Raw genomic sequence first — 21,457 nt, 5'->3', positions numbered from 1 at the left:
ATGCGCCTGACCGTCGTCGGCAACCCCGACAACCGTCGGGTCGGCCTGTTCACCCGGGCGGTGCTGGCCGCCGGCCTGCCCCGGCCCGCGGTGCTGCCCTGGCTCGACGTGCTGACCGGGGCGGCCCCGCCGGCGCCGGGTGCGCTGGTGCGGGTCGACTCGCCCGGGGAGGACGCCGAGGTGGACCGGCTGCTGCGCCGGGCCGCCGTCCCGGCCCGGCACGGCGAGCTGGTCGGGCTGGCCGACACGTACGCCGGGCTGATCAGGGGCCTGGGCCGGGTCGCCGCCGGCGGCGCGGAGCTGCTCAACGACCCGGCGGACGTCGCGGTGATGTGCGACAAGCGGCGCTGCCACGCGCGGCTGTCCGCCGCCGGGGTGCCGGTGCCGGCTGCGCTGCCCCCGGTGCACGGCTGGGCGCAGCTGCGGGCGGCGATGGCGGCGGCCGGCTGGGGTCGGGTGTTCGTCAAGCCCGCGCACGGCTCGTCCGCCGCCGGGGTGGTCGCGCTGGCGGTCGCCGGCCGCCGGGTGCAGGCGGTCACCACCGTCGAGGCGACTCCCGACGGGCTGTTCAACTCGCTGCGGCCCCGCCGCTACACGGACGAGGCACAGGTCGCCGCGATCGTCGACCGGATCGCGCCCGAGGGCCTGCACGTGGAGCGGTGGCTGCCCAAGGCGGGGCTCGGCGACAGGGTGGTCGACCTGCGGGTGGTGGTGGTCGCCGGGCGGCCCACCCATGCCGTGGTGCGGGCCGCCCGGGGTCCGCTGACCAACCTGCACCTGGGCAACGCCCGCGGCGACCTCGCCGCGCTGCGGGCGGCCGCCGGGCCGGCGGCGTGGGCGGCGGCGATGGAGACCTGCGAGCGGGTCGCCGGGTGTTTTCCCCGCACGCTCCAGGTGGGGATCGACCTGATGTTCCTCGTCGGCTGGCGGCGGCACGCGGTGGCGGAGGTCAACGCGTTCGGCGACCTGCTGCCGGGGGTGCTGGCCGACGGCCGGGACACCTACGCCGAACAGGTGCACGCCCTGACCGACGGCCGGTGGCAGCGCTGGCGGTCGGCGGCGGCCGGTCGCGCCCTCGCCGGGGCGGAGGTGCTGCCGTGCGGAGTCTGATCGGCAGCCACGACCTGCTCCTGCTCACCCTCGACACGCTCCGCTACGACGTCGCCGCCGAGCTGGCGGAGCAGGGCCGGACGCCGCACCTCGCCCGGGCGTTGCCCGGCGGCCGGTGGGAGCGCCGGCACTCCCCGGCCAGCTTCACCTACGCCGCGCACCACGCGTTCTTCGCCGGTTTCCTGCCGACCCCGGTCGCCCCCGGCCGGCACGAGCGGCTGTACGCGGCGGCCTTCCCCGGCAGCGAGACCGCAGGCAGCGACACGTGGGTGTTCGACGCGCCGGACCTGCCGACCGCCCTGGCCGGCGTCGGCTACCACACGCTCTGTCTGGGCGGGGTCGGGTTCTTCAACCGGCGCAGCCCGCTCGGCGCGGTGCTGCCCGGCCTGTTCGCCGAGGCGCACTGGGAGCCGGAGTTCGGGGTCACCTCCCCCACCTGCCTGGACGCCCAGCTCGACCGGCTGACCGAGGTGCTGCCGCGGGTGCCGGCGGGGCAGCCGCTGTTCACGTTCCTCAACGTCGCGGCGCTGCACCAGCCCAACCGGCACCACCTGCCCGGCGCGCAGGTCGACAGCCCGGCCAGCCACGCCGCCGCCCTGGAGTACGTCGACGGCCGGATCGGCCGGCTGTTCGCCCTGCTCACCGGCCGGGGCCGGCCGGTGTTCGCGATCGTCTGCGCCGACCACGGCACCGCGTACGGGGAGGACGGCCACACCGGCCACCGGATCGGCCACGACGTCGTGTGGACCGTCCCGTACGCCCACTTCACCCTGCACCCGGGAGAATGGTGACCAGCACCGACACGGGCCTCGACGGCTCGCCGTACCAGCAGTACCTGTACGCGTACCCGCACAAGACCTCGTACCGGCCGTTGCGGCCCCGGCCGTTGCTGGCGGACGTGTGGCGGGCCGAGGCGCGCGACGCGCTCTTCCTCTACGTGCACGTGCCGTTCTGCGAGATGCGCTGCGGGTTCTGCAACCTGTTCACCCGCGCCAACGCCCCCGCCGAGCAGGTGACCGGCTACCTGCGGCAGCTGCGCCGGCAAGCCGAACGGGTCGCCGACGCGCTCGGCGCCGACGCCGGGTACGCCCGCGCGGCGTTCGGCGGCGGCACCCCCACCTACCTGAGCGCCGACGAGCTGGCCGAACTGTTCGACATCGCCACCACCACGACGGGGGCGCGGCTGCCCGGCGTACCGCTGTCGGTGGAGACCTCGCCGGCCACCGCGACGCCGGACCGGCTCGCGGTGCTCGCCGCGCACGGCACCACCCGGGTGAGCATCGGCGTGCAGAGCTTCCTCGACGCCGAGGCCCGCGCCGCCGGCCGGCCGCAGCGCCGCACCGAGGTGGAGGCCGCCCTGGCGGCGATCCGCGACGCCCGGATCCCGGTGCTCAACATCGACCTGATCTACGGCATCGACGGGCAGACCGCCGACACCTGGCGGGAGAGCCTCGACGCGGCGCTGGCGTGGCGCCCCGAGGAGCTGTACCTCTACCCGCTGTACGTGCGGCCGCTGACCGGGCTCGGGCGGCGGGCGCACGGCCGGGCGGACTGGGACGCCCAGCGGCTCGCCCTCTACGAGCAGGCGGTGGCGACGCTGGGCGCGGCCGGGTACCGCCAGGAGTCGATGCGGCAGTTCCGCCGCGCCGACGTGCCGGCGCCGGACGGGCCGGACTACTGCTGCCAGGACGACGGCATGGTCGGGCTGGGCTGCGGCGCCCGCTCCTACACCACGAGCCTGCACTACTCGTTCGACTACGCGGTCGGCGTGTCGCAGGTGCGGGCGGTGCTCGACGACTACGTGGCCCGCCCGGCCGACGACTTCCGGCACGCCGAGTTCGGGTTCACCCTCGACGGCGCCGAGCAGCGCCGCCGGTGGTTGCTCAAGTCGCTGCTGCGCGTCGACGGCGTCGACGCCGCTGCCTACCGGGCCCGGTTCGGCCGCCCGCCCGGCGACGACTTCCCGGAGTTGGGCCGCCTGGTCGACCGGGGCTGGGCCACCCACGGCGGGCTGCGGCTGACCCCGGCCGGGCTGGCCCGCTCCGACGCGGTCGGCCCGTGGCTGACCTCGGCCCGGGTCCGCGACGCGATGACCGGGTACGTGCCGAGGTGAACCTGGCGATCCTCTACCGGGGCCCGCTGGCGAGCTGCAACTACGACTGCCCGTACTGCCCCTTCGCCAAGCGGCACGACCCGCCGGAGCTGCTGCGCGCCGACCGGGCCGCCCTGGACCGCTTCGCCGGCTGGGTCGCGGCCACCACCGACGTACGGCTGTCGGTGCTGTTCACCCCGTGGGGCGAGGGGCTGACCCGCAGCTGGTACCGGGACGCGATGGTGTCGCTGTCGCACCTGCCGCACGTCGACCGGGTCGTCATCCAGACCAACCTCGCCGCCCGGGTGGACTGGCTGGCCGACGCCGACCCCCGCGCCGCCGCCCTGTGGACCACCTACCACCCCGGCCAGGTCGACCGGGACCGCTTCCTGCGCCGCTGCGCCCGGCTGTCCGAGCTGGGCATCCGGTACTCGGTCGGCGTGGTCGGCCTGCCGGAGCACCTCGGCGAGGCACGGGCGCTGCGGGCCGCCCTGCCCGCCGAGGTCTACCTGTGGGTGAACGCCGCCGAGGGCCGGCGCTACGACGCCGCCGAGGAGGCGGTCTGGACGGAGCTGGACCCGCTCTTCGGCTTCAGCGTCCGCCCGCACGTGTCGCTCGACCGGCCCTGCCACGCGGGCGAGACCGCCGTCTCCGTGCTCGGGGACGGCACGGTGCGCCGGTGCCACTTCATCGCCGAACCGATCGGCAACCTGTACGACGGCTCGTGGCGGCCGGCCCTGCGGCCCCGCCCGTGCGCCAACGCGACCTGCGACTGCCACATCGGGTACGTGCACCTCAAGCCGCTCGGCCTGCGGGACGTCTTCGCCGGTGGGCTGCTGGAACGCATCCCGGCGGCCTGGCCGTCGGCGCGCCCGCCGGTGCCGGTCGCCCCGCCTCGGCTGCGCCCGTCCTGAGCGACGCGCCGGCCCGGGCGGGCGGGCCGACGCCACCCGGCGAGGGGGCGACCGGCGCAGGCCGGGCCGCCCCCTCCGTCAACCGGGCGAGGAACCTCAGTGCGCGCCGGGGATGGCGGCCGCCGCCTCCTCTTGGGCGCGCCGCTCCTCACCGCTGAGGGTGTGCAGCGGCTTCTCCCGGATGAACAGCACGACCACCACGGCGAGCAGCGCGAACGGGGCGCCGATCAGGAACAACTCGGCGGTGGCGGTCCCGTACACGTCCTGGACGATCCGCAGCACCGGCGGCGGCAGGGTGGACAGGTCGGGCACCTCGGCGGAGCCCTCCCCCGCGGCGCCGCCGGCCAGCGGGCCGAGCTTCTCGGCGGAGAGCGAGGCGACCCGGTTGGCCATGACCGCGCCGAGCGCGCTGACCCCGATCGCGCCGCCCATGCTGCGGAAGAAGGTCAGCACGGAGGTGGCGGCGCCCAGTTCCTGCGCGGGCACGTCGTTCTGCGCGGCGAGCACCAGGTTCTGCATCAGCATGCCGACCCCGACGCCGAGCACCGCCATGTAGACGCCGAGCAGCAGCCCGCTGGTGTGCGCGTCGATGGTGGCCAGCAGCAGCATGCCGACCGACATCACCACCGCGCCGGCGACCAGGTAGCGCTTCCACCGGCCGGTCTTGGTGATCAGCTGGCCGGCGATCGTCGACGAGACCAGCAGGCCGAAGATCATCGGCAGACTCATCAGCCCCGCCACCGTCGGCGACTTGCCCAGCGAGATCTGGAAGTACTGGGACAGGAACACCGTGCCGCCGAACATCGCCACGCCGACCAGCACGCTGGCGATGGTGGTCAACGAGACCGTCCGGTTGCGGAAGATGCCCAGCGGCACGATCGGCTCCTCCGCGCGGGCCTCCACCGCGACGGCCAGCGCCAGCAGGGCGATCCCGCCGCCGACCATCAGGGCGGTCCAGCCCGACGCCCAGGCGAAGGAGTTGCCGGCCAGGGACGACCAGATCAGCAGGGTGGAGACCCCCGAGGTGATGAGCAGCGCCCCGAGCCAGTCGATCCGCACCTTGCGGCGGGTCACCGGCAGGTGCAGGGTGCGCTGGAGCAGGAAGATCGAGAGCAGGGTGAACGGCACCCCGATCAGGAAGCACCACCGCCAGCCCAGCCAGGAGGTGTCGACCAGCACGCCGCCGATGAGCGGGCCGGCGATGGTGCCGACGCCGAACACGGCGCCGAAGATGCCGGCGTAGCGACCCAGTTCGCGGGGCGGGATCATCGCCGCCATCACGATGGTGGCCAGGGCGGTCATGCCACCCGCGCCGACCCCCTGCACGATGCGGCTGATCAGCAGCACCTCGACGTTCGGCGTCAACCCGGCGATCAGCGAGCCGACCACGAAGAGGCCGAGGGAGAGCTGGATGAGCAGCTTCTTGCTGTAGAGGTCGGCCATCTTGCCCCACAGCGGCACGGTCGCCGTCATGGCCAGCAGCTCGGTGGTGACGATCCACGTGTAGACGGTCTGGGAGCCGTTCAGGTCGGCGATGATGCGCGGCAGCGCGTTCGCCACGACCGTGGAGGCGAGGATCGACACGAACATGCCGACCATCAGGCCGGAGAGTGCCTGGAGCACCTCTCGGCGGGACATGCGGCCGGCGCTGACCTCGGGGGTCTTGGCGGGCACGGTGGCGGTCATTGACGCTTCCTCACGGGTGCGGGGTTCACGGGCCGTCCGGGGACCGTTCCCCGGAAGGAGGCTTGCAGGGTCAGGACGGGTCGGGCTGCGGCAGGCCCGCGGCGAGCGCGGCGAACGCCTCGTCGACGAGGTCGGCCAGGTCCGGTCCGTCGGGGTGTGCGGCCCACCGGGTCATCGCGGTACGCACCGCCGCGCCGGCCACGGCGGTGACGAGTGCCGGGTAGCCGTGGTCGGGATCGACCCCGACCCGCGCCGCGACGACCTCGGCGACGGCCCGCTCGGTCTCGACGTTGCCGGCGACCAGACGGGGCAGCAACACCGGGTTGCGCATCACCACGTCCATCCGCAGGCACCACAGCTCGCGCTCGGTGCGCACCTCGTCGACCACGTCGGCGAGGGCGGCCCGCAGCGCGGCCAGCACCGGCACCTCCGGCGGCACGGCCGCCAGGCGCGCGACCAGCCGCGCCCCGTCGCCCGCGTGGTCGCCGACCAGCGCGTCGTCCTTGCAGGCGAAGTAGTTGAAGAAGGTACGCGGGGAGACACCGGCCGCCTCGCTGATCTCCTCCACCGTCACCTGGGCCAGGCCGCGATCGGCCACCAGGCGGAGCGCCGCCTCGGTCAGCGCGGCCCGGGTCCGGCGCTTCCTGCGGTCGCGCCGGCCGGGGCCGGGTTCGGTCTCGGCGGTGTGCACGCGGGAACGCTACAAGCGATCTTGCACTTTGTGCAAGAAATTGGCCCCGACGTGACGCGGACCATTGGCCGGCCCGGCTGATCAGCGGGCGCAGTCGGGCCCCCCGGGACATCCGGCAACCTGCGAGAAGACCGACCGGGGGCCGGTCGCCCAAAATCCAGTCATGGCTGTCACTGAGCAAAAGGCCGCCGCCGTCGCCCCCCGGGCGACACCGGCCGGGCGGGGACGGATCGTGCTGGGCGCCACGGCCGCCGGCGTGCTGCTGTCGGTGCTGTGGTCCTACGAATTCGTCGACCACGTCATCGGCGACTCCGTGGCAAACGCGGTGCTCGGCCGCGACGCCAAGGCGACCGCGATCGGGGGCACCCTGGCCGGTCTCGTCTTCGCCTTCGTCTCCGGTCTGGCCGGCACGTTCACCGCCTGCAACATCGCCATGGCGGCGTCCATCGGCCCGATGAGCCAGGCCGGTGCGGGCGGGGCGACGAGGACCGGGCTGCGCAGCCTGGTACGCCCGGTGGGCTGGCTCACGGCCGGCATGGTCGCCGTCGCCGCGGTCTACGGCTTCGTCGGCGTACTGGTCGGCGACGGTCTGCCGCAGCTCTCCACCGCCACGGTCGGCGGTCTCCCGGTACGCCTGGTCCAGTCCATGGTCGTGTTCGGGCTGATCGGGCTGGCCTTCGTCTACCTGGGCCTGGCCGCGCTCGGGGTGCTGCGGGACCCGTTCGCGCACCGGCCGGCGGCCCGGGTCGTGGTGCTCGGCGCCCTCGTCGGCGGCTTCCTGATCGGCCGTCCGTACCCGCTGTTCAACAAGCTCTTCCACTGGGCCGTCGATTCCGGCAACCCGCTCTACGGCGCCGGCGCGTTCGTCCTGCAGTCCATCGGCAACGTGGCCGTCGTGACGGCGCTGTTCGCCCTGATCGTGGTGCTCACCCGCGGCCGCTTCGTGAGCTGGCTGGCGGCGAGCCCGTCCCGGACCGCCGCGCTGACCGGCGGGATGCTGATCGCGCTGGGCGTGTTCATGGTCGTCTACTGGGACGTCCGGCTACCGGCGATGTTCGACTACGGATGGTTCCCGACCATGCCGTACAACAGCAGGTGAGCGATGCCGGGCGGGCCGGCCGGCGCCGGACCCGCGGCGGCGGCGGGTCGCCGCGACCACGCCGCCTGCGCGACGGTGCCGCCGGCCGTGGCCGGCGGCACCGTCGTCGGTGTCCCCGCGCCGGCCCGACCCCGACCCGGGCCGGCGACCGGCGCGTCGCACCCGGCCGCCGGCTCGCCGCCCGGTTGCGGCGGGTGACGCCCGGTCGGCGCGGCGTCGCGCTACCCGCGCGGCACGTAGGCCGGCAGCACGCCGGCGGCCAGCGCCTGCGCCACGGTCTGGGCGGTGGCGTCGCGGGGCGACAGCCGACGCGGCCCCTCCGGCCAGGCGATCCCGAGGTCCGCGTCGAGGGGGTTGACGGTGCGTTCGGCTGCCGGGTCGTACGGCGACGAGCAGAGGTACACGACGGTGGCCGGCTCGGTCAGCGCGCAGAACGCGTGGCCGAGCCCGGCGTCGAGGTGGACGGCGCGGCGGTCGACGTCGTCCAGGCGCACCCCCTCCCACCGGCCGAAGGTCGGCGAGCCCACCCGCAGGTCCACCACGACGTCGAGCACCGCCCCGGAGACGCAGGTGATGTACTTGTCCTGGCCGGGTGGCACGTCCACCAGGTGGATGCCGCGGATCACCCCCCGTCCCGAGACGGAGACGTTGGACTGCGCCACGCTGAACGGTCGTCCGACCGCCTCGGTGAAGCGTCCCGCCTGGTACCACTCCAGGAACAGGCCCCGGTCGTCGTGGTGCTGCTCCGGGGTGACCAGCCACGAACCCTCGATCGTCAACGCCCGGATGTCCACCACTGTCCTCCTCACCCGTCGCGGAACTCGCGGGCCGGTCACGGCCGGCCGTCGAGCCAGCGAATCGGAAAACCGACTCGGCGTCCACCGGCCACGCCGGGACACCATCGATCCATTGTGGACGATGGGGCCGACGGCGTGGGCATGGCGATGACGCACCGGAGGCGGCGATGAGCGCGCCGACGCCACGACTGCTCGTGACCGGCGCGGGCGGGTTGCTGGGCCGCGAGTTGGGCGAGGTCCTCACCGGCGGCCCGCACACCACCCTCGACCGGGCCACGCTCGACATCACCGACGCCGCCGCGGTCCGGCACGCGGTGCCCGGCCACGACGTCGTCGTCAACGCCGCCGCCTGGACCGACGTCGACGGGGCCGAGTCGGACGAGGCCGGCGCGACCGCGGTGAACGGCGCCGGCCCGGCCAACCTGGCCCGGGCGTGCGCGCGCAGCGGGGCGCTCCTGATCCACCTCTCCAGCGACTACGTCTTCTCCGGCGAGACCACCATGCCGTGGCCGGAGGACGCTGCGCCGGCCCCGCTGAACGCGTACGGCCGCAGCAAGCTCGCCGGCGAGCGGGCCGTGCGCGGCCTGCTGCCCGCCGGGGGCTACGTGGTCCGCACCGGGTGGCTGTACGGCCGCCACGGCCCCAACTTCGTCCGCGCGGTGCTGCGCCGGGCCGCCGAGACGGAGTTCGTGGACGTCGTGGACGACCAGCACGGCCAGCCCACCTGGGCGCGCGCGCTCGCCGACCGGCTGGTCACGCTGGCCGGGCTGGCCGCCGCCGGGCGGGCGCCGGCCGGGATCTACCACGGCACGGCGGCCGGCCGGACCACCTGGTACGGCTTCGCCCGGACGGTCTTCGCGCTGCACGGGCTCGACCCGGACCGCGTGCGCCCGACGGGCAGCGGGACGCTCACCGCCCGGCCCGCCCGGCGGCCACGGATCTCCGTCCTCGGGCACGACGGGTGGGCGCGGGCCGGCCTCGGCCCGCTGCCGCCGTGGCGACGGATGATCGAGGCGGCCGTGGCCGAGGAGCGGAGCCGGGCCGAGCCGGCCGGCGGGGAGCGCACGCGACGGAGGTCGGCATGAACGCGACGAGGATCCTCGTCACCGGCGGCGCGGGCTTCATCGGGTCGCACTACGTCCGCACCCTGCTGCGGCCGGCGGGGCCGGGCGGCGTCCGGATCACGGTGCTGGACAAGTTGACGTACGCGGGCAACCTCGCCAACCTGCGCCCCGTCGCCGGCCACCCGGCCTACCGTTTCGTCCGCGGCGACATCTGCGACAGCCACCTCGTGGACCGGCTGGTGGCGGAGCACGACCAGGTCGTGCACTTCGCCGCCGAGTCCCACGTGGACCGGTCCATCGCCGACGGCGGTGACTTCGTCCGCACCAACACGCTCGGCACCTACACCCTGCTGGACGCGGTCCGGCGGCGGCACGGCGCCCGCGCGGTCTTCGTGCACGTCTCCACCGACGAGGTGTACGGGTCGATCGAGCACGGCACGTGGCCGGAGACGGACCCGGTCCTGCCGAGTTCGCCGTACGCCGCCGCGAAGGCCGCCAGCGACCTGCTCGCCCTGGCCTTCGTCCGGACGCACGGGCTCGACGTGCGGGTGACGCGCTGCGCCAACAACTACGGCCCGCACCAGCACCCGGAGAAGCTGGTGCCGCTGGCGATCACGAACCTGCTCGACGGCGGGGACGTCCCGCTCTACGGCGACGGGCTGCACGTGCGCGACTGGCTGCACGTCGACGACCACGTCCGGGCGCTGGAGCTGGTGCGGACGCGGGGCCGGGCCGGGGAGGTCTACAACGTCGGCGGGGGCACCCAGTTGACCAACCGGGAGATGGCCGACCGCCTGCTGGCGGCCTGCGGCGCCGACCCCGACCGGATCCGCTACGTCGAGGACCGCAAGGGGCACGACCGGCGCTACGCGGTCGACTGGAGCAAGATCAGATGCGAGCTCGGGTACGTGCCGCGCAAGGACCTCGACGGCGGGCTCGGCGAGACGGTCGCCTGGTACCGCGCGAACCGTGCCTGGTGGGAGCCGCTCCGGCGCCGCCCGGTGTTGCGCAAGCTGGGAGACCGCCCGGGACTGACGGCGGGTTAGCCTGACTGTCCTCGATCGACACCGGACGGGAGGTCCGCGATGGTGTCCGTCGCCTGTCACGGGGGAGCCCCGCCGGAGGGCCCCCGGGCCGCCGGAGCCGACGGGAGCGCCGAGGTGCCCGAGGTCGACCCGCGGCATCTGTCCTGGTGGACGGGAACCGATCCGGACGGGCGGACGGGCCCGCGGCGTCGCGCACCCGCCGGGCGGGCGCCGGCCACCGGCGCGGACTTCTGGCGGTGGTGCGGCGACCCCCACGGTGCCGACGCGGACGCCGACCCGGCGGCGACCGACGTCGGACCGGGTGGGCCCGGGCTCATGCCGTAGCCGTGCGGGATCGCGCCGGGTACGAGCACGGTGGTCGGCCACGACCACCGGCGAAACTCACTCACCGTCGTCACGGGGTCGCCCGTACGCGCCGGATGTGATATTTTTCGCCGAACTGAGAGGAGCCGTCCCCCGCGGCCCGTCAGTACGACTCTGGGACAGCACGCAGCTGCGACGAACGCGATGTCCACATGCGCCCATCGAGGAGACACCGTGCCGGTGCCCTGTCGGGACCGTGCTCTGCCTGGTTCCCCGTTGCCGACCGGCACCACCGCGCGCGTCCGTACGACCGCCGCGGCGATCTGATCCCCCTCGATGAGATGACCTTCGGCGAGCTGGATGCGCTCCCCCTCACCGCCCTGGTGACACGGCCCGTCACGGAGCAGTTCCCCGACCTGCGGCCGGGTGCCGCGCGGTTCGACGCTCCCGCCGGCACCCTGGTGCACCACGCGGTCCGCGACGTGATGACCCGTTATCCCGCGCGGGCCGGCGCGGACGTCGCGCACCCGCGGCCCCGCACGGTGCTCGACTGGGCGGCCGGCCGTTTCCGTACGCTGATCGGGGCACCGGGCGGCATCGTGTCGTTCGGCGCCGACATGACGAGCCTGACCGAGGGGTTCGTCCGGTCCGTGGCACCCGCACTCCGCCCCGGCGACGAGGTGATGTGCACGGCTCTCGACCACGCCGCAAACGTGGACCCGTGGCGCGAGTCCGCCCGGCGGCAGGGTGCCGTCGTCCGGGTGGCGGACCTGTCGCCGAGCGGAGAGCTGACCGTCGACGCGGTCACCGAGCAGCTCAGCCCGCGTACCCGGTGGGTCGCGGTCACCGCCGGCTCCAACGTCCTCGGCAGCACGCCGGACATCCCGGCGATCTGTGCGGCCGCGCGGTCCACCGGCGCGCGGATCTTCGTGGACGGGGTGCAGGCGCCGGCGCACCGGTTCGTGGACGTCGCCGCGTGGGGCTGCGACGCCTTCGTCACCTCCGCCGACAAGTGGTACGGCCCCCGGTGCGGGGTGCTGTGGAACCGCGACGGGCGGCCCCGGTCGGTGCTCGCCCGGACCGCCGACCGGCCGGGGGCGGCGCGCGGGCCGGGCATCGAGGCGGTCCTCGCCGCGGGGGTGGCGGCCGAGGTGCTGCTCCGTTGGGACCGCTCGGCCGTGTTCCGGCACGGCGAGCGCCTCGCCAACCTGTTGGCCCGCGGCCTGCGGATGATCGACGGGGTGCGCGTGCTCGGCCGTCCGGACGGCAGGTCCCCGATACCGATCGTGTCCTTCCAGGTCGTCGGCCGGTCCGCCGCCGAGGTGGCAGCGATCCTCGCCGCCGAGGGGATCACCGTGGGGCACGGCACCTTCGGCGCGGAGCGGGCGCTGCGGGCCGTGTCGCCCGACGCGCCCGAGTCCCTGCGCGCGGGGGTGGCGCGCTACACGACGCGGGACGACGTGCGGGCGCTGCTCGGGGGCGTCGCGGCGATCGCCTCCCCCCGGGCCTGACCCCGCCGGCCGGGCGCGGCACCGGGGGTGCCGGCGGGTCCCCGGCCGCGCCTGTCTCACAGCTTGCGGAGTTCCCCTCCGGCGGCGCGCGGACGTCGTGCGGGCCGAGCCGACCGTGCCACGATCGGGCAGCCGGCCACGACGAGCGGGGCCGGCCGGGGGAGGCGGGGAGGCGCCGGTGGACGTACCGGGGGCGTCGACGTCCGGGCCGCTGGTCCTCGACGGCGGACTGGGCACCGAGTTGCAACGGCACGGCCGGTCCGTGTCCGCCCCGTGGTGGACGGCGCGCTGCCTGCTGGACGCCGAGGGCCGGCGCCTCGTCTCCCGCATCCACCGCGCGTACGTGGCGGCGGGAGCGGACGTGCTCACCGCCGACACGTTCCGCACCACCCTGCGGACGGCGTACCGGGCCGGGACGGACGAGGCCACGGCCGCCGGTCTGGTCCGTACCGCCGTGGCGCTGGCCCGCCGGGCGGCCGACCCGGCGGTGGCCGGCCGGCGGGTGCTCGTCGCCGCCTCCGTCGCTCCGGTCGAGGACTGCTACCGGCCGGACCTGGTGCCCGGCGCCGCGGTGCTGCGGCGGGAGCACGGCTGGCTGGCCGACCGACTCGCCCGCGCCGGCGTCGACCTGGCGCTGGTCGAGACCATGAACACCGTCCGGGAGGCGGTCGCCGCCACCCGGGCGGTACGCGAGCACGGCCTGCCGGCCTGGGTGAGCTTCGTCTGCACCGGCGACGCCCGCCTGCTGTCCGGTGAGGACGTCGCCGTGGCGGCCGACGCGGTACGGGCGGCCGGCGCGGCGGCGGTCCTGGTCAACTGCACCGACCCGGCGGGCACCGACCGGGCGTTGCGCCGGCTCCGCGCCGCGGGGCCGGGCCTGCTCGGCGCGTACCCGAACGTGGAGGACCGCAGCAGGGTGCCGCCGGCCACCCCGGTGGACCGTTATCTCCCGCCCCGCCTGACGCCCGACGCCTTCGCCGACCTCTGGGCGGCCTGGCGCCCGGTCGGGCTGGGCGTCGTCGGCGGTTGCTGCGGCACCACCCCGGCGCACATCGCCGCGCTGCGGTCCCGCCTGGCGCCGCGTCCGGGCTGACCGTGCGGGCTCAGGCGGGCAGGCCGGCGGCGGTCACGCCCAGCTCCGCCAGCTCGGCCGTCACCCGCTCGCGCAGCGCCGCGCGCTCCGCCGCGGGCAGCAGCGCGGCGTCGACCCCGATCAGCGTCATGGCGGCGAGTTCGGCCACGGTGAAACCGTGCCACTCGACGGCGAGGCGGTGCTCGGCGAGCAGGTCGGTGTGGAACATGCTGGGATCGTCGGTGTTGAGGGTGAGCCGCACCCCGGCGTCCCACAACCGGCGCAGCGGGTGCGCCCCCGGCTCGGGGACCACGCCCGTGCGCAGGTTGCTGGTGGGGCAGACCTCGAGGACGACGCCCCGGTCCCGCAGCGCCGCCACCAGCCGCGGGTCCTCGACCGCCCGGATGCCGTGCCCGATGCGCGGCGGGCGGAACGGCAGGCAGTCCCAGACGCCCTCGGGCCCCACCGCCTCGCCCGCGTGCGGCACGAACGGCATCCCCCGCGCCGCCGCCCACCGGACGGCCTCCCCGAACAGCGACGCCGGGCGCCGCGGCTCGAAACCGCCGAGGCCGAGCGCCACCACCCCCCGGCCGGCGCTGGCCACCGCCCACTCGGCGACCTGCTGGCACTCCTCCGGCGGCCCGCCCCGGACGTGGTCGACGACGAAGCGCATCGTGACGCCGGTGCGGCGGCGGGCCTGTTCGGCGCCCCGGGCCACGGCGTCGAGCTGCTCGTCGAACGGGATGCCCGCTCCCCGTCGGTGCGTGCCGGGGCTGAACGTCACCTCCAGGTGGCGGACGTTCTGCCGGTGCGCCTCGTCGGCGAGCTCCTCGGTGATCAGCTCGAGGTCGGCCGGGTCACGTAACGCCGCGCAACACTGTTCGTACAGATCTGTGAAGTGGCGGAAGTCGCGAAAGCGGAAGAGCTCCACCACCGCCGCCTCGTCGAGCCGACCGAGGTCGAGGCCGTGCCGGCGGGCGATCCGGAGCAGGGTGCGGGGCCGCACCGACCCTTCGAGGTGCACGTGCAGCTCGACCTTGGGCAGGCGGGCAAGGACGTCGGTGAGGTCCTGCCCGGCCGGTACGGCGGTCGTCACCGGGCCGATTCTAGGCAGGTCGCGGATGGACAAAATGGGGTGTACCGGCGTCGCGGGAATTTCCGCAGGCAGGAGGGCAATCTGGAAGAGGCAGTCATGTACTATGTCTAAGTAAAGAAGCGCGGCTGAGTCCGCGCTGCGGCATCGAGGAGCGCCGTGAAAGAGCAACGGGACCGCCGGACGTACGGCCAGCAATGCGGGCTGGCCTTCGCACTGGACGTGGTGGGTGAACGCTGGACGCTGCTCATCATCCGCGAGCTGCTGGTCCGACCTCGCCGCTACCGCGACCTGCTGGACGCCCTGCCGGGCATCGGCACCAACCTGCTCGCCGACCGGCTGGCCTTCCTGACCGAGGCCGGCATCATCGAGCCGCTCGACGCCGAACGGCGCACCGCGGGCTACGCGCTCACCGAGCTGGGCGAGAAGCTGCGGGAGCCGGTCCTGGTGCTGGCCCGGTTCGGGCTGACGCTGCTCGCCGAGCAGCCCGTCCGCACGGGCGCCTCGGTCACCCGGGCCTCCTGGGCCGTGCTGGCCATCGAGTCCATGGTCGACCCGGCCCGGGCCCTCGCCGACGAGTTCTACGAGTTCGACATCGAGGGCGAGGTGTTCCACGTCCGCGTCGCCGGCGGCGAGGCCCGCACGGCGCAGGGGACGGCCGGCGCGGACGCCACGTTGCGGGTCGCCACCGACGCCCGGACCTTCTTCGATCTCGGCAGCGGCGCGATCGAGCCGGTCGAGGCCGTGGTCAGCGGGGCGGTCTCCGTCACCGGTCCGCCGGCGGCACTCCCCCGCTGCCTCTACCTGCTCGGCCTCGGCGGCCGGCCGGCCGGCGAGCGGGCGCTCTCCGCGGCGGGCGCCGGCCGGCGCTGACGCTCGCCGCCGCCGGCCGGCGCGCGGCGGCTCAGCTCGACGTGCGCGGGCCCGGACAGCCCACCGTCCACCGCGGCCCGCGGCTCCGCGAGGGCGACCTGGAAACCGAGCCGGCCCCGGAGGGCGTGCCGGCTGCTGATCGCCATCAACAGGTCGGCCAGCGACTCCAGCGCCGGCGCGCGGTCGATGCCACCGACGTCCACCGGGGCGAACCCGAGCCGGCGCAGCAGCGCGCTCACCTCCGCCTTGGCCGGCGGGTGGTCGCCGGCCAGGGGCACGGTGACCGGGCGCCCGTCGAGGACGGGCTCGTCGAGCATGCCGGCCGGCACGGTGTTGAGCGCCTTGACGACGCGCCACTGCGGTAACAGTTCCGCTAGCAACCGCCCCCCGGATCCTGCGGGAGCGGGCGGGGCGACAGCAGCCTGCGGCGGGTTCGTCGCATCGATGACCGTACGCCCTCGTCCGTCGTCGAGCCGGCCGGCCAGGGCCAGCTCCACGGCGGCGGCGAACGGCAGCATCAGGACGACCAGGTCGGCCCCGGCGACGACGGCGCCCGTCGGGACGGACCGGATTCCGGGGTACGGGGCGAAGGGGTCGGGCGGCCGTACCGGGTCGCCGCGACCGGCGATCAGCACCGGCCCTCCGTGCGCCGCAAGCGCCCTGGCCAGGGCAGATCCCATCCGACCGCGCCCGATGATGCCGACGATCATGGACGGGGCCGCGTCGCGAGGTGGGGGTACGAACCGTGGGGTGCGATCGTCCGCATCTCTCCGCTCCGGGTCGTGGTCGAGAGCTGCCCGGCCTGGGCCGGACACGATTCGATCGGGTGCCGCCGGTTGCCGCAGCCAAGTTTCCGGCACCGTTCTTGACGGGCACTTGACGCCGGGATGACGCCGGAGCGGCTACCCAGTGCAACAGCTCCGCCTCTTTAAGTATGGAAGTTCTTCACTTAAAGTGGAGGCACACTGAGCACAGCGCCACGACAGCTGGGGGACGTGTGAACCGGACCGAGATCGAACTCCGAATTCAGATCCTCGGTCCCGTCCGAGCGACGATTCGCGGCAGGGAGGTCGACCTCGGCCCCCCGAAGCAGCGGGCGGTCCTCGCCCTGCTGGCCCTGCGGGCCGGACGACATGTGCCGCTGGACGACCTGATCGCCGCACTCTGGGCGGGACAGCCACCGACGAGGGCCGCCAACCTGGTCCACACCTACGTCGCGCGGTTGCGCCACGCGGTCGAGCCCGACACGCCTCGACGGCAGCGGACCAACGTCATCGTGTCGGTGCCCGGCGGATACCGGCTGACCATCGCCGACGACCAGCTCGACCTGCAGGTGTTCCGCGCCGGCGTCCGGCGGGCGTCGGCGCTGCGGGACAGCGGCGAGCTGGAGAGCGCGTTCGCCCGGTACGGCGAGAGCGTCGACCAGTGGCAGGATCCCCAGATCGGCGACCTGTCCGTGCTGCTGGCCGACCAGGACGACGTCGGCCCGCTGCGGCAGGAGTTCCTGGCCGCCGCGCTCGACTACGTGGCGCTCGGCCTCGAGCTGCGCCGGCCGGACGCGGTCCTGCCGCTGGCCGAGCGGCTGGCCCAGGCGGAGCCGCTCAACGAGCGGGTGCAGGCCCGGGTGCTCCAGGCGCTCACCCACATCGGCCAGCGCGCGTGGGCCATCGAGCGGTACGCCGACGTGCGCACGAGACTCAAGCTCGACCTGGGCGTGGACCCGGGCCCCGAGCTCACGGCGGCGTACCGGGAGGTGCTGGACGCCCGGCCCGGCGTCCACCAGCCGCCGTGGCGGGGGCCGGCACCGGTGGTGGACGAGCTGATCGGGCGGGCGGCGGACCTCTCGGCGGTCTGCGACCTGCTGCGCGAGTACCGCCTGGTGAGCCTGACCGGGGCGGCCGGGGTCGGCAAGACCGCGCTCGGCCTGGCGGCGGCGGAGGAGCTGCGGGAACGGTTCGCCGACGGCGTGGCGGTGGCCGACCTGGCGAACGTCCGCACCGGCCCGGACCTGACGCGGGCGGTCGAGGTGGCCGTCGACGAGCCACCGGCCCGGGGCGCCGGCCGGTGCGAACCGCTGGTGCACCGGCTGCACGACCGGAAGCTGCTGCTCGTGCTCGACAACGCCGAGCTGGTCACCGACGAGGCCGCCGACCTGGCGGACGACGTGCTGCGGAACTGCCCGCAGATCACCATCCTGCTGACCTCGCGGGAGTTGCTCGGGCTGCCCTACGAGGCGGTGTACCCGGTGCGACCGCTGGGCGTGGACGCGGAGCCGGGCCATCTGGCCGCGCAGCCCGCCCTGCAGTTGTTCGCCCGGCGGGCGGCGCAGGTGCGGCCGGGCTTCCGGCTCACCGAGTCCAACGTCGAGGCGGTGGCGTCGGTGTGCCGGGCCCTCGACGGGCTGCCGCTGGCCATCGAACTCGCCGCGGCCTGCCTGCGGACGCAGCGCCTGGAGACGCTGGTCGACGGGCTCGACGACCCGCTGCGCCGGATCCAGCCGCCCCGCCGCGGCGTGCCCAGTCACCACCGCTCGCTGCACGCCGCGGTGCACCGCAGCATCGAGCTGCTGGATCCGGCCGAGCAACGCTGCTTCACCGCGCTCGGCGCGATGCCGGCCGCGTTCTGCCTGGAGGCGGCGGCCGTCGCCGACAAGGCGATCGCCGGCGAGCCGCGTACGGTGCAGATGCTGCTGGAGCGGCTGGTGGACAAGTCGGTCCTGGAGGTCCGGCACAGCTCGTCGGGCCGGCGTTACCGGATGCTGGGCACGGTGCACGCCCTGGCCCGGCAGCTCCTGTACGAGCACGGCGTGGACGGCGAACCCCCCGCCGTCGGCTGCACCTGCGGCTGCCACACCGGGCGCTGAGGCAGGGGACAAGCATCAATTTCTGCTATATGATTCTCCAGTAGATCAGCCGGTCGACGGGGCGGGAGATCGCACATGGACCAGCGCCACCTGCTCATGCACCAGGCGATGCTCGGTGACCGACGCCGCGTCGAGGCGTACGACCGGGCGCTGGCCGCGGCGGTCGACGAGGACACGGTGGTGGCCGACGTCGGCGCCGGCACCCTGGCGCTCACCGCGCTGGCCCTGCGGCACGGCGCCGCCCACGTGTACGCCGTCGAGGCCGATCCCCAGGTCGCCGCCGTCGCCGACCGGATCATCAAGGCCAACGACTGGGACGACCGGGTGACCCTGGTCGTCGGGGACGCGCGCCTCGCCCGGCTGCCGCGCCAGGTCGACGTGACCGTCTGCGAGCTGATGGGCAACCTCGGGCCCGAGGAGGACATGGCCCGCATCCTGCGCACGTTCAACCGCCGCAACCTGCGGCCCGGCGGGGTCGTGGTGCCCGAGCGGGTGGTCACCCGGCTCGCCGCCGTGCAGTTCGACGACGAGGGCTGGGGCATCTGGAGCGACGACTTCCTCGGCATGCGGCTGGACGTGGTCCAGGAACTGGTCGAGCCGTCGGCGCACCTGCACTTCCTCAGCCGCGAGCCGGTCCTGCTCGGCGAGCCGGCCGTCCTCGTGGACACCGGCCGCGGCGACACCGGCCTGCGCGCCGCCCGGCCGCTGGCCCTGCCGCTGGAGCGGGACGGCACGCTGCACGCCGTGCTCGGGTACTTCACCGCCACGCTGGCGCCGGGCATCGAACTGTCCAACATGCCCTCCTACCTCGGCTGCAACTGGGCGGTCTTCGTCTGGCCGCTCCGGCACACGCGGGTCGCCGCGGGCGACACCGTGCACGTGCGCCCCCGACGTCCGGAGGGTCCCGCCGCTCGGGACGTGACCCGGTGGCGCCTCGACTGTCACCTCGACCGGGCGGACAAGCGATGATCATCTACACCGCGGCGTCGGTGCACGACCTCTCCATCGACGTCGACCAGCTCGCCGGCCTCACCTGGTCCGGCCACGCACTCTGGTACGCCGACCAGGGCCGCGGGCAGGCCACCTGCCTCGACCCGCGCAGCGGCGCCCCCGGGCACACGCTGTCCTGCCCGGGCCTGGTGGCCGGGCTCACCTCGCTCGGCGGGCACCTGCTCTACGCCACCGACGGGGCGCTGCGGCTCTGCGACACGCAGACCGGCGACATCCTGCGGGACGTGCCGAGCCCACGGCCGGGCGTGCCGATCTGCGGGATGGAGGCGGGCAAGGACGGCATCTGGCTGGGCTGGTCCGACGCGCTGGAGCTCCGGCACGCCTCGGACCTGCGGCTCCTGGCCACCGTGCCCGCCCCGCTCGGCGTCACCGGGGTGACGGTGACGGACCGGTACGTCGCCCACACCGACCGGCTCGGCGAGGCGATCACCGTCTTCGACCTGCGCGCCGGGCGGAACGTGCTGCAGATCCACGTCGACGGCCGGCCCACCAGCCTGACCTGGGACGGCCTGCGCCTGTGGTACGGCGACGCCGCCAACCTGCGTCTGCGGGCGCTGGACGTGCCGGGGCTGTCCGCGACGACCGCCTAACCCGGCCTGCTGACCCCTCGGCAGAAAGGCGCACGATGGTTCCGTCCAAGTTCATCTTCGGCCTCTCCCCCCTCGGTTCGGCGGCCCTGCGCGCCGCCCCACCCTCCGGATCGCGCCGTCCACCGCTCGCACCCGGTGGGGCGGGGTTGGGCGCACGCGCGGTCGTCATCGGTTCGGTGGCGACCGCGTCACTCGCGGCGGGGCTCGCCGCAGCCGCCGGCACGGCGCTCCGGCACGGCCGGCCGGCCGGCCGCCGCCGCTTCGCCCGGGAGGTCGCGCGGACGGTCGCCCGGCTCGGCCCGACGTTCATCAAGGCCGCGCAGGTGCTGGGCACCCGCCGTGACGTCGTGCCGGCGCTGCTCTGCGACGAGCTGTCCATGTTGCAGGACGATGTGCCGCCGATGGACGCCGCGCAGAGCCGGGCCGCGCTGCGCGAGGTGTACGGGGACCGGCTGGACATCGTCTTCGCCTCGGTCGAGGAGACGCCGGTGGCCAGCGGCAGCATCGCCTGTGTCTACCGGGCGACGCTGCCGGACGGGGCCACCGTCGCGGTGAAGCTGCGCCGGCCCGGGATCGGTCCCCGGATGGCCGCCGACCTCGGCCTGCTGCGCCGGGGCGCCTCGGTGGTCGCCCGGCTGCCGATGTTCCGCGGCGTACCGGTCCGCGAGGTGGTGGACAGCCTCTGCGAGTCGGTGCTGGGCCAGCTCGACCTCGGCCGCGAGGGACGCGACCTCGACCGGCTGCGGGAGGACCTGGGCGGGGTCCCGCGGGTACGCGTGCCCCGGGTGCACGCCGCGGCGAGCAGGCCGGCGGCCATCGTGATGGACTTCATCCCCGACCTGGCCGTCGACACCGGCGCCCGGTGCCCCCGCGCGATGCGCCGGACGTTCGCGGCGTCGACGCTGACCGTGGTCTACCAGATGTTGTTCATCAACGGCTTCGTCCACTGCGACCTGCATCCCGGCAACCTCTACTTCACCCGCAGCGGGCAGGTGGTGGTGCTGGACGCGGGCTTCAGCGTCCAACTGTCGGACAAGATGCGCGGCCTCTTCGCGGACTTCTTCCTCAACATGTCGATCGGGCGTGGCGACCGCTGCGCCGCGATCGTGCTGGAGAGCGCGATCGGCGTCGCCGACGACGCGGACGTGCCGGCCTTCACCGAGGGCGTGAAGGACCTGGTGGCCCGCAGCTACCGCCTGTCGGCCAAGGAGTTCAGCCTGATCGCCTTCGCCGGCGAGCTGTTCGACCTGCAACGCCGGTACGGGGTGGCCGCGTCGCCGGAGCTGGTCTTCCCGCTGCTGTCGCTGCTCGTCGTGGAGGGCACCGTGCGGTCGCTCGACCCCGACATCGACTTCCAGGAGACCGCGAAGCCGGTGCTCAACCGCGCGCTGTTCGGCATCCGCTGACGACAGGCGGTCCCACAGACCGGGCAGCTCGACAGGGCCCACATCACCCGATCACCCACCCGTCGAAGCAGCCTCGGCCCGGTCCGGCCAGTCCGCCGACGCCGGACCGGGGCCGAGGGCGGCGCCCCTCCACCGGTGCTGGACGTGGGGGGGGGGGGGGGGGGGGGGGGGGGGGGGGGGGGGGGGGGGGGGGGGGGGGGGGGGGGGGGGGGGGGGGGGGGGGGGGGGGGGGGGGG

19 protein-coding genes are annotated in these 21,457 nt (G+C 75.0%); 14 read left to right on the top strand and 5 right to left on the bottom strand.

What is annotated here, in order from left to right; all coding sequences use genetic code 11:
* Genes ACZ6O2_RS33475 through ACZ6O2_RS33460 form a run of 4 tightly spaced genes read left to right on the top strand, consistent with a single transcriptional unit; the run spans window position 1 to window position 4,116 of the window.
* Window positions 1-1,110, top strand: coding sequence for an STM4014 family protein (locus ACZ6O2_RS33475; RefSeq protein ID WP_466025774.1), 1,110 nt, complete (start codon window positions 1-3; stop codon window positions 1,108-1,110).
* Window positions 1,098-1,901 (top strand): STM4013/SEN3800 family hydrolase, encoded by an 804-nt coding sequence (locus tag ACZ6O2_RS33470; protein WP_466025773.1) that lies wholly within the window; start codon window positions 1,098-1,100, stop codon window positions 1,899-1,901. The genes ACZ6O2_RS33475 and ACZ6O2_RS33470 overlap by 13 nt, the downstream gene beginning before the upstream one ends.
* Window positions 1,898-3,223 carry an STM4012 family radical SAM protein gene (locus ACZ6O2_RS33465; protein WP_350712451.1) on the top strand — a complete coding sequence of 442 codons (1,326 nt, stop codon included), beginning with the start codon at window positions 1,898-1,900 and terminating at the stop codon, window positions 3,221-3,223. The genes ACZ6O2_RS33470 and ACZ6O2_RS33465 overlap by 4 nt, the downstream gene beginning before the upstream one ends.
* Window positions 3,220-4,116: an STM4011 family radical SAM protein gene (locus ACZ6O2_RS33460; protein WP_466025772.1), complete on the top strand. Its 897-nt coding sequence runs from the start codon at window positions 3,220-3,222 to the stop codon at window positions 4,114-4,116. Before ACZ6O2_RS33465 ends, ACZ6O2_RS33460 begins: the two co-directional genes overlap by 4 nt.
* Before the next feature lie 96 nt (window positions 4,117-4,212).
* On the opposite strand, the gene ACZ6O2_RS33455 is transcribed toward ACZ6O2_RS33460, so the two are convergent.
* Window positions 4,213-5,802 carry an MDR family MFS transporter gene (locus ACZ6O2_RS33455; protein ID WP_350712453.1) on the bottom strand — a complete coding sequence of 530 codons (1,590 nt, stop codon included), beginning with the start codon at window positions 5,800-5,802 and terminating at the stop codon, window positions 4,213-4,215.
* Between the two features lie 70 nt (window positions 5,803-5,872).
* Window positions 5,873-6,493: a TetR/AcrR family transcriptional regulator gene (locus ACZ6O2_RS33450; protein ID WP_466025771.1), complete on the bottom strand. Its 621-nt coding sequence runs from the start codon at window positions 6,491-6,493 to the stop codon at window positions 5,873-5,875.
* A gap of 163 nt (window positions 6,494-6,656) precedes the next feature.
* On the opposite strand from ACZ6O2_RS33450, the gene ACZ6O2_RS33445 reads away from it, so the two are divergent.
* A complete protein-coding gene (locus ACZ6O2_RS33445; RefSeq protein ID WP_350712455.1) occupies window positions 6,657-7,592 on the top strand; it encodes a hypothetical protein in 936 nt (311 codons plus the stop codon).
* Window positions 7,593-7,813: 221 nt separating this feature from the next.
* On the opposite strand, the gene ACZ6O2_RS33440 is transcribed toward ACZ6O2_RS33445, so the two are convergent.
* Entirely contained in the window at window positions 7,814-8,386 is a 573-nt protein-coding gene (locus tag ACZ6O2_RS33440) for a dTDP-4-dehydrorhamnose 3,5-epimerase family protein (RefSeq protein ID WP_350712467.1), read from the bottom strand.
* A gap of 170 nt (window positions 8,387-8,556) precedes the next feature.
* On the opposite strand from ACZ6O2_RS33440, the gene rfbD reads away from it, so the two are divergent.
* The 4 genes from rfbD (at window position 8,557) to ACZ6O2_RS33420 (ending at window position 13,406) form a co-directional block, all read left to right on the top strand.
* Window positions 8,557-9,474: a dTDP-4-dehydrorhamnose reductase gene (gene rfbD, locus ACZ6O2_RS33435; RefSeq protein ID WP_466025770.1), complete on the top strand. Its 918-nt coding sequence runs from the start codon at window positions 8,557-8,559 to the stop codon at window positions 9,472-9,474.
* Window positions 9,471-10,499, top strand: coding sequence for a dTDP-glucose 4,6-dehydratase (gene rfbB, locus ACZ6O2_RS33430; protein WP_466025769.1), 1,029 nt, complete (start codon window positions 9,471-9,473; stop codon window positions 10,497-10,499). The genes rfbD and rfbB overlap by 4 nt, the downstream gene beginning before the upstream one ends.
* A gap of 644 nt (window positions 10,500-11,143) precedes the next feature.
* Window positions 11,144-12,313: an aminotransferase class V-fold PLP-dependent enzyme gene (locus ACZ6O2_RS33425; protein ID WP_466025768.1), complete on the top strand. Its 1,170-nt coding sequence runs from the start codon at window positions 11,144-11,146 to the stop codon at window positions 12,311-12,313.
* Window positions 12,314-12,491: 178 nt separating this feature from the next.
* On the top strand, window positions 12,492-13,406 hold the full coding sequence (locus ACZ6O2_RS33420) for a homocysteine S-methyltransferase family protein (RefSeq protein ID WP_466025767.1): 915 nt from the start codon (window positions 12,492-12,494) through the stop codon (window positions 13,404-13,406).
* Window positions 13,407-13,416: 10 nt separating this feature from the next.
* On the opposite strand, the gene add is transcribed toward ACZ6O2_RS33420, so the two are convergent.
* Complete coding sequence (gene add, locus ACZ6O2_RS33415) at window positions 13,417-14,481, bottom strand: adenosine deaminase (protein WP_466025766.1); 1,065 nt, start codon at window positions 14,479-14,481, stop codon at window positions 13,417-13,419.
* 156 nt (window positions 14,482-14,637) lie between these two features.
* Between add and ACZ6O2_RS33410 the strand changes: the two genes are divergently transcribed.
* The gene (locus tag ACZ6O2_RS33410; RefSeq protein ID WP_466025765.1) at window positions 14,638-15,351 is read left to right on the top strand and encodes a winged helix-turn-helix transcriptional regulator; all 714 of its coding nucleotides are present in this window, start codon (window positions 14,638-14,640) and stop codon (window positions 15,349-15,351) included.
* Here ACZ6O2_RS33410 and ACZ6O2_RS33405 read toward each other — a convergent pair.
* Window positions 15,279-16,061, bottom strand: a complete 783-nt coding sequence (locus tag ACZ6O2_RS33405; RefSeq protein WP_466025764.1) for an NADPH-dependent F420 reductase — start codon at window positions 16,059-16,061, stop codon at window positions 15,279-15,281. The genes ACZ6O2_RS33410 and ACZ6O2_RS33405 overlap by 73 nt on opposite strands.
* A 287-nt stretch (window positions 16,062-16,348) precedes the next feature.
* Here ACZ6O2_RS33405 and ACZ6O2_RS33400 point away from each other — a divergent pair, with 287 nt between their 5' ends.
* The 4 genes from ACZ6O2_RS33400 (at window position 16,349) to ACZ6O2_RS33385 (ending at window position 21,221) form a co-directional block, all read left to right on the top strand.
* A complete protein-coding gene (locus ACZ6O2_RS33400; RefSeq protein ID WP_350712463.1) occupies window positions 16,349-18,214 on the top strand; it encodes a BTAD domain-containing putative transcriptional regulator in 1,866 nt (621 codons plus the stop codon).
* 75 nt (window positions 18,215-18,289) lie between these two features.
* Entirely contained in the window at window positions 18,290-19,183 is an 894-nt protein-coding gene (locus tag ACZ6O2_RS33395) for a methyltransferase domain-containing protein (protein ID WP_357464251.1), read from the top strand.
* Window positions 19,180-19,815, top strand: a complete 636-nt coding sequence (locus ACZ6O2_RS33390; protein WP_350712465.1) for a YncE family protein — start codon at window positions 19,180-19,182, stop codon at window positions 19,813-19,815. Before ACZ6O2_RS33395 ends, ACZ6O2_RS33390 begins: the two co-directional genes overlap by 4 nt.
* 146 nt (window positions 19,816-19,961) lie before the next feature.
* Window positions 19,962-21,221 (top strand): ABC1 kinase family protein, encoded by a 1,260-nt coding sequence (locus tag ACZ6O2_RS33385; protein ID WP_350712466.1) that lies wholly within the window; start codon window positions 19,962-19,964, stop codon window positions 21,219-21,221.
* Window positions 21,222-21,457 lie beyond the last annotated feature (236 nt).

Source organism: Micromonospora sp. NPDC048040 (genome assembly GCF_055587185.1).
This window is presented reverse-complemented; position numbering and strand designations above follow the sequence as displayed.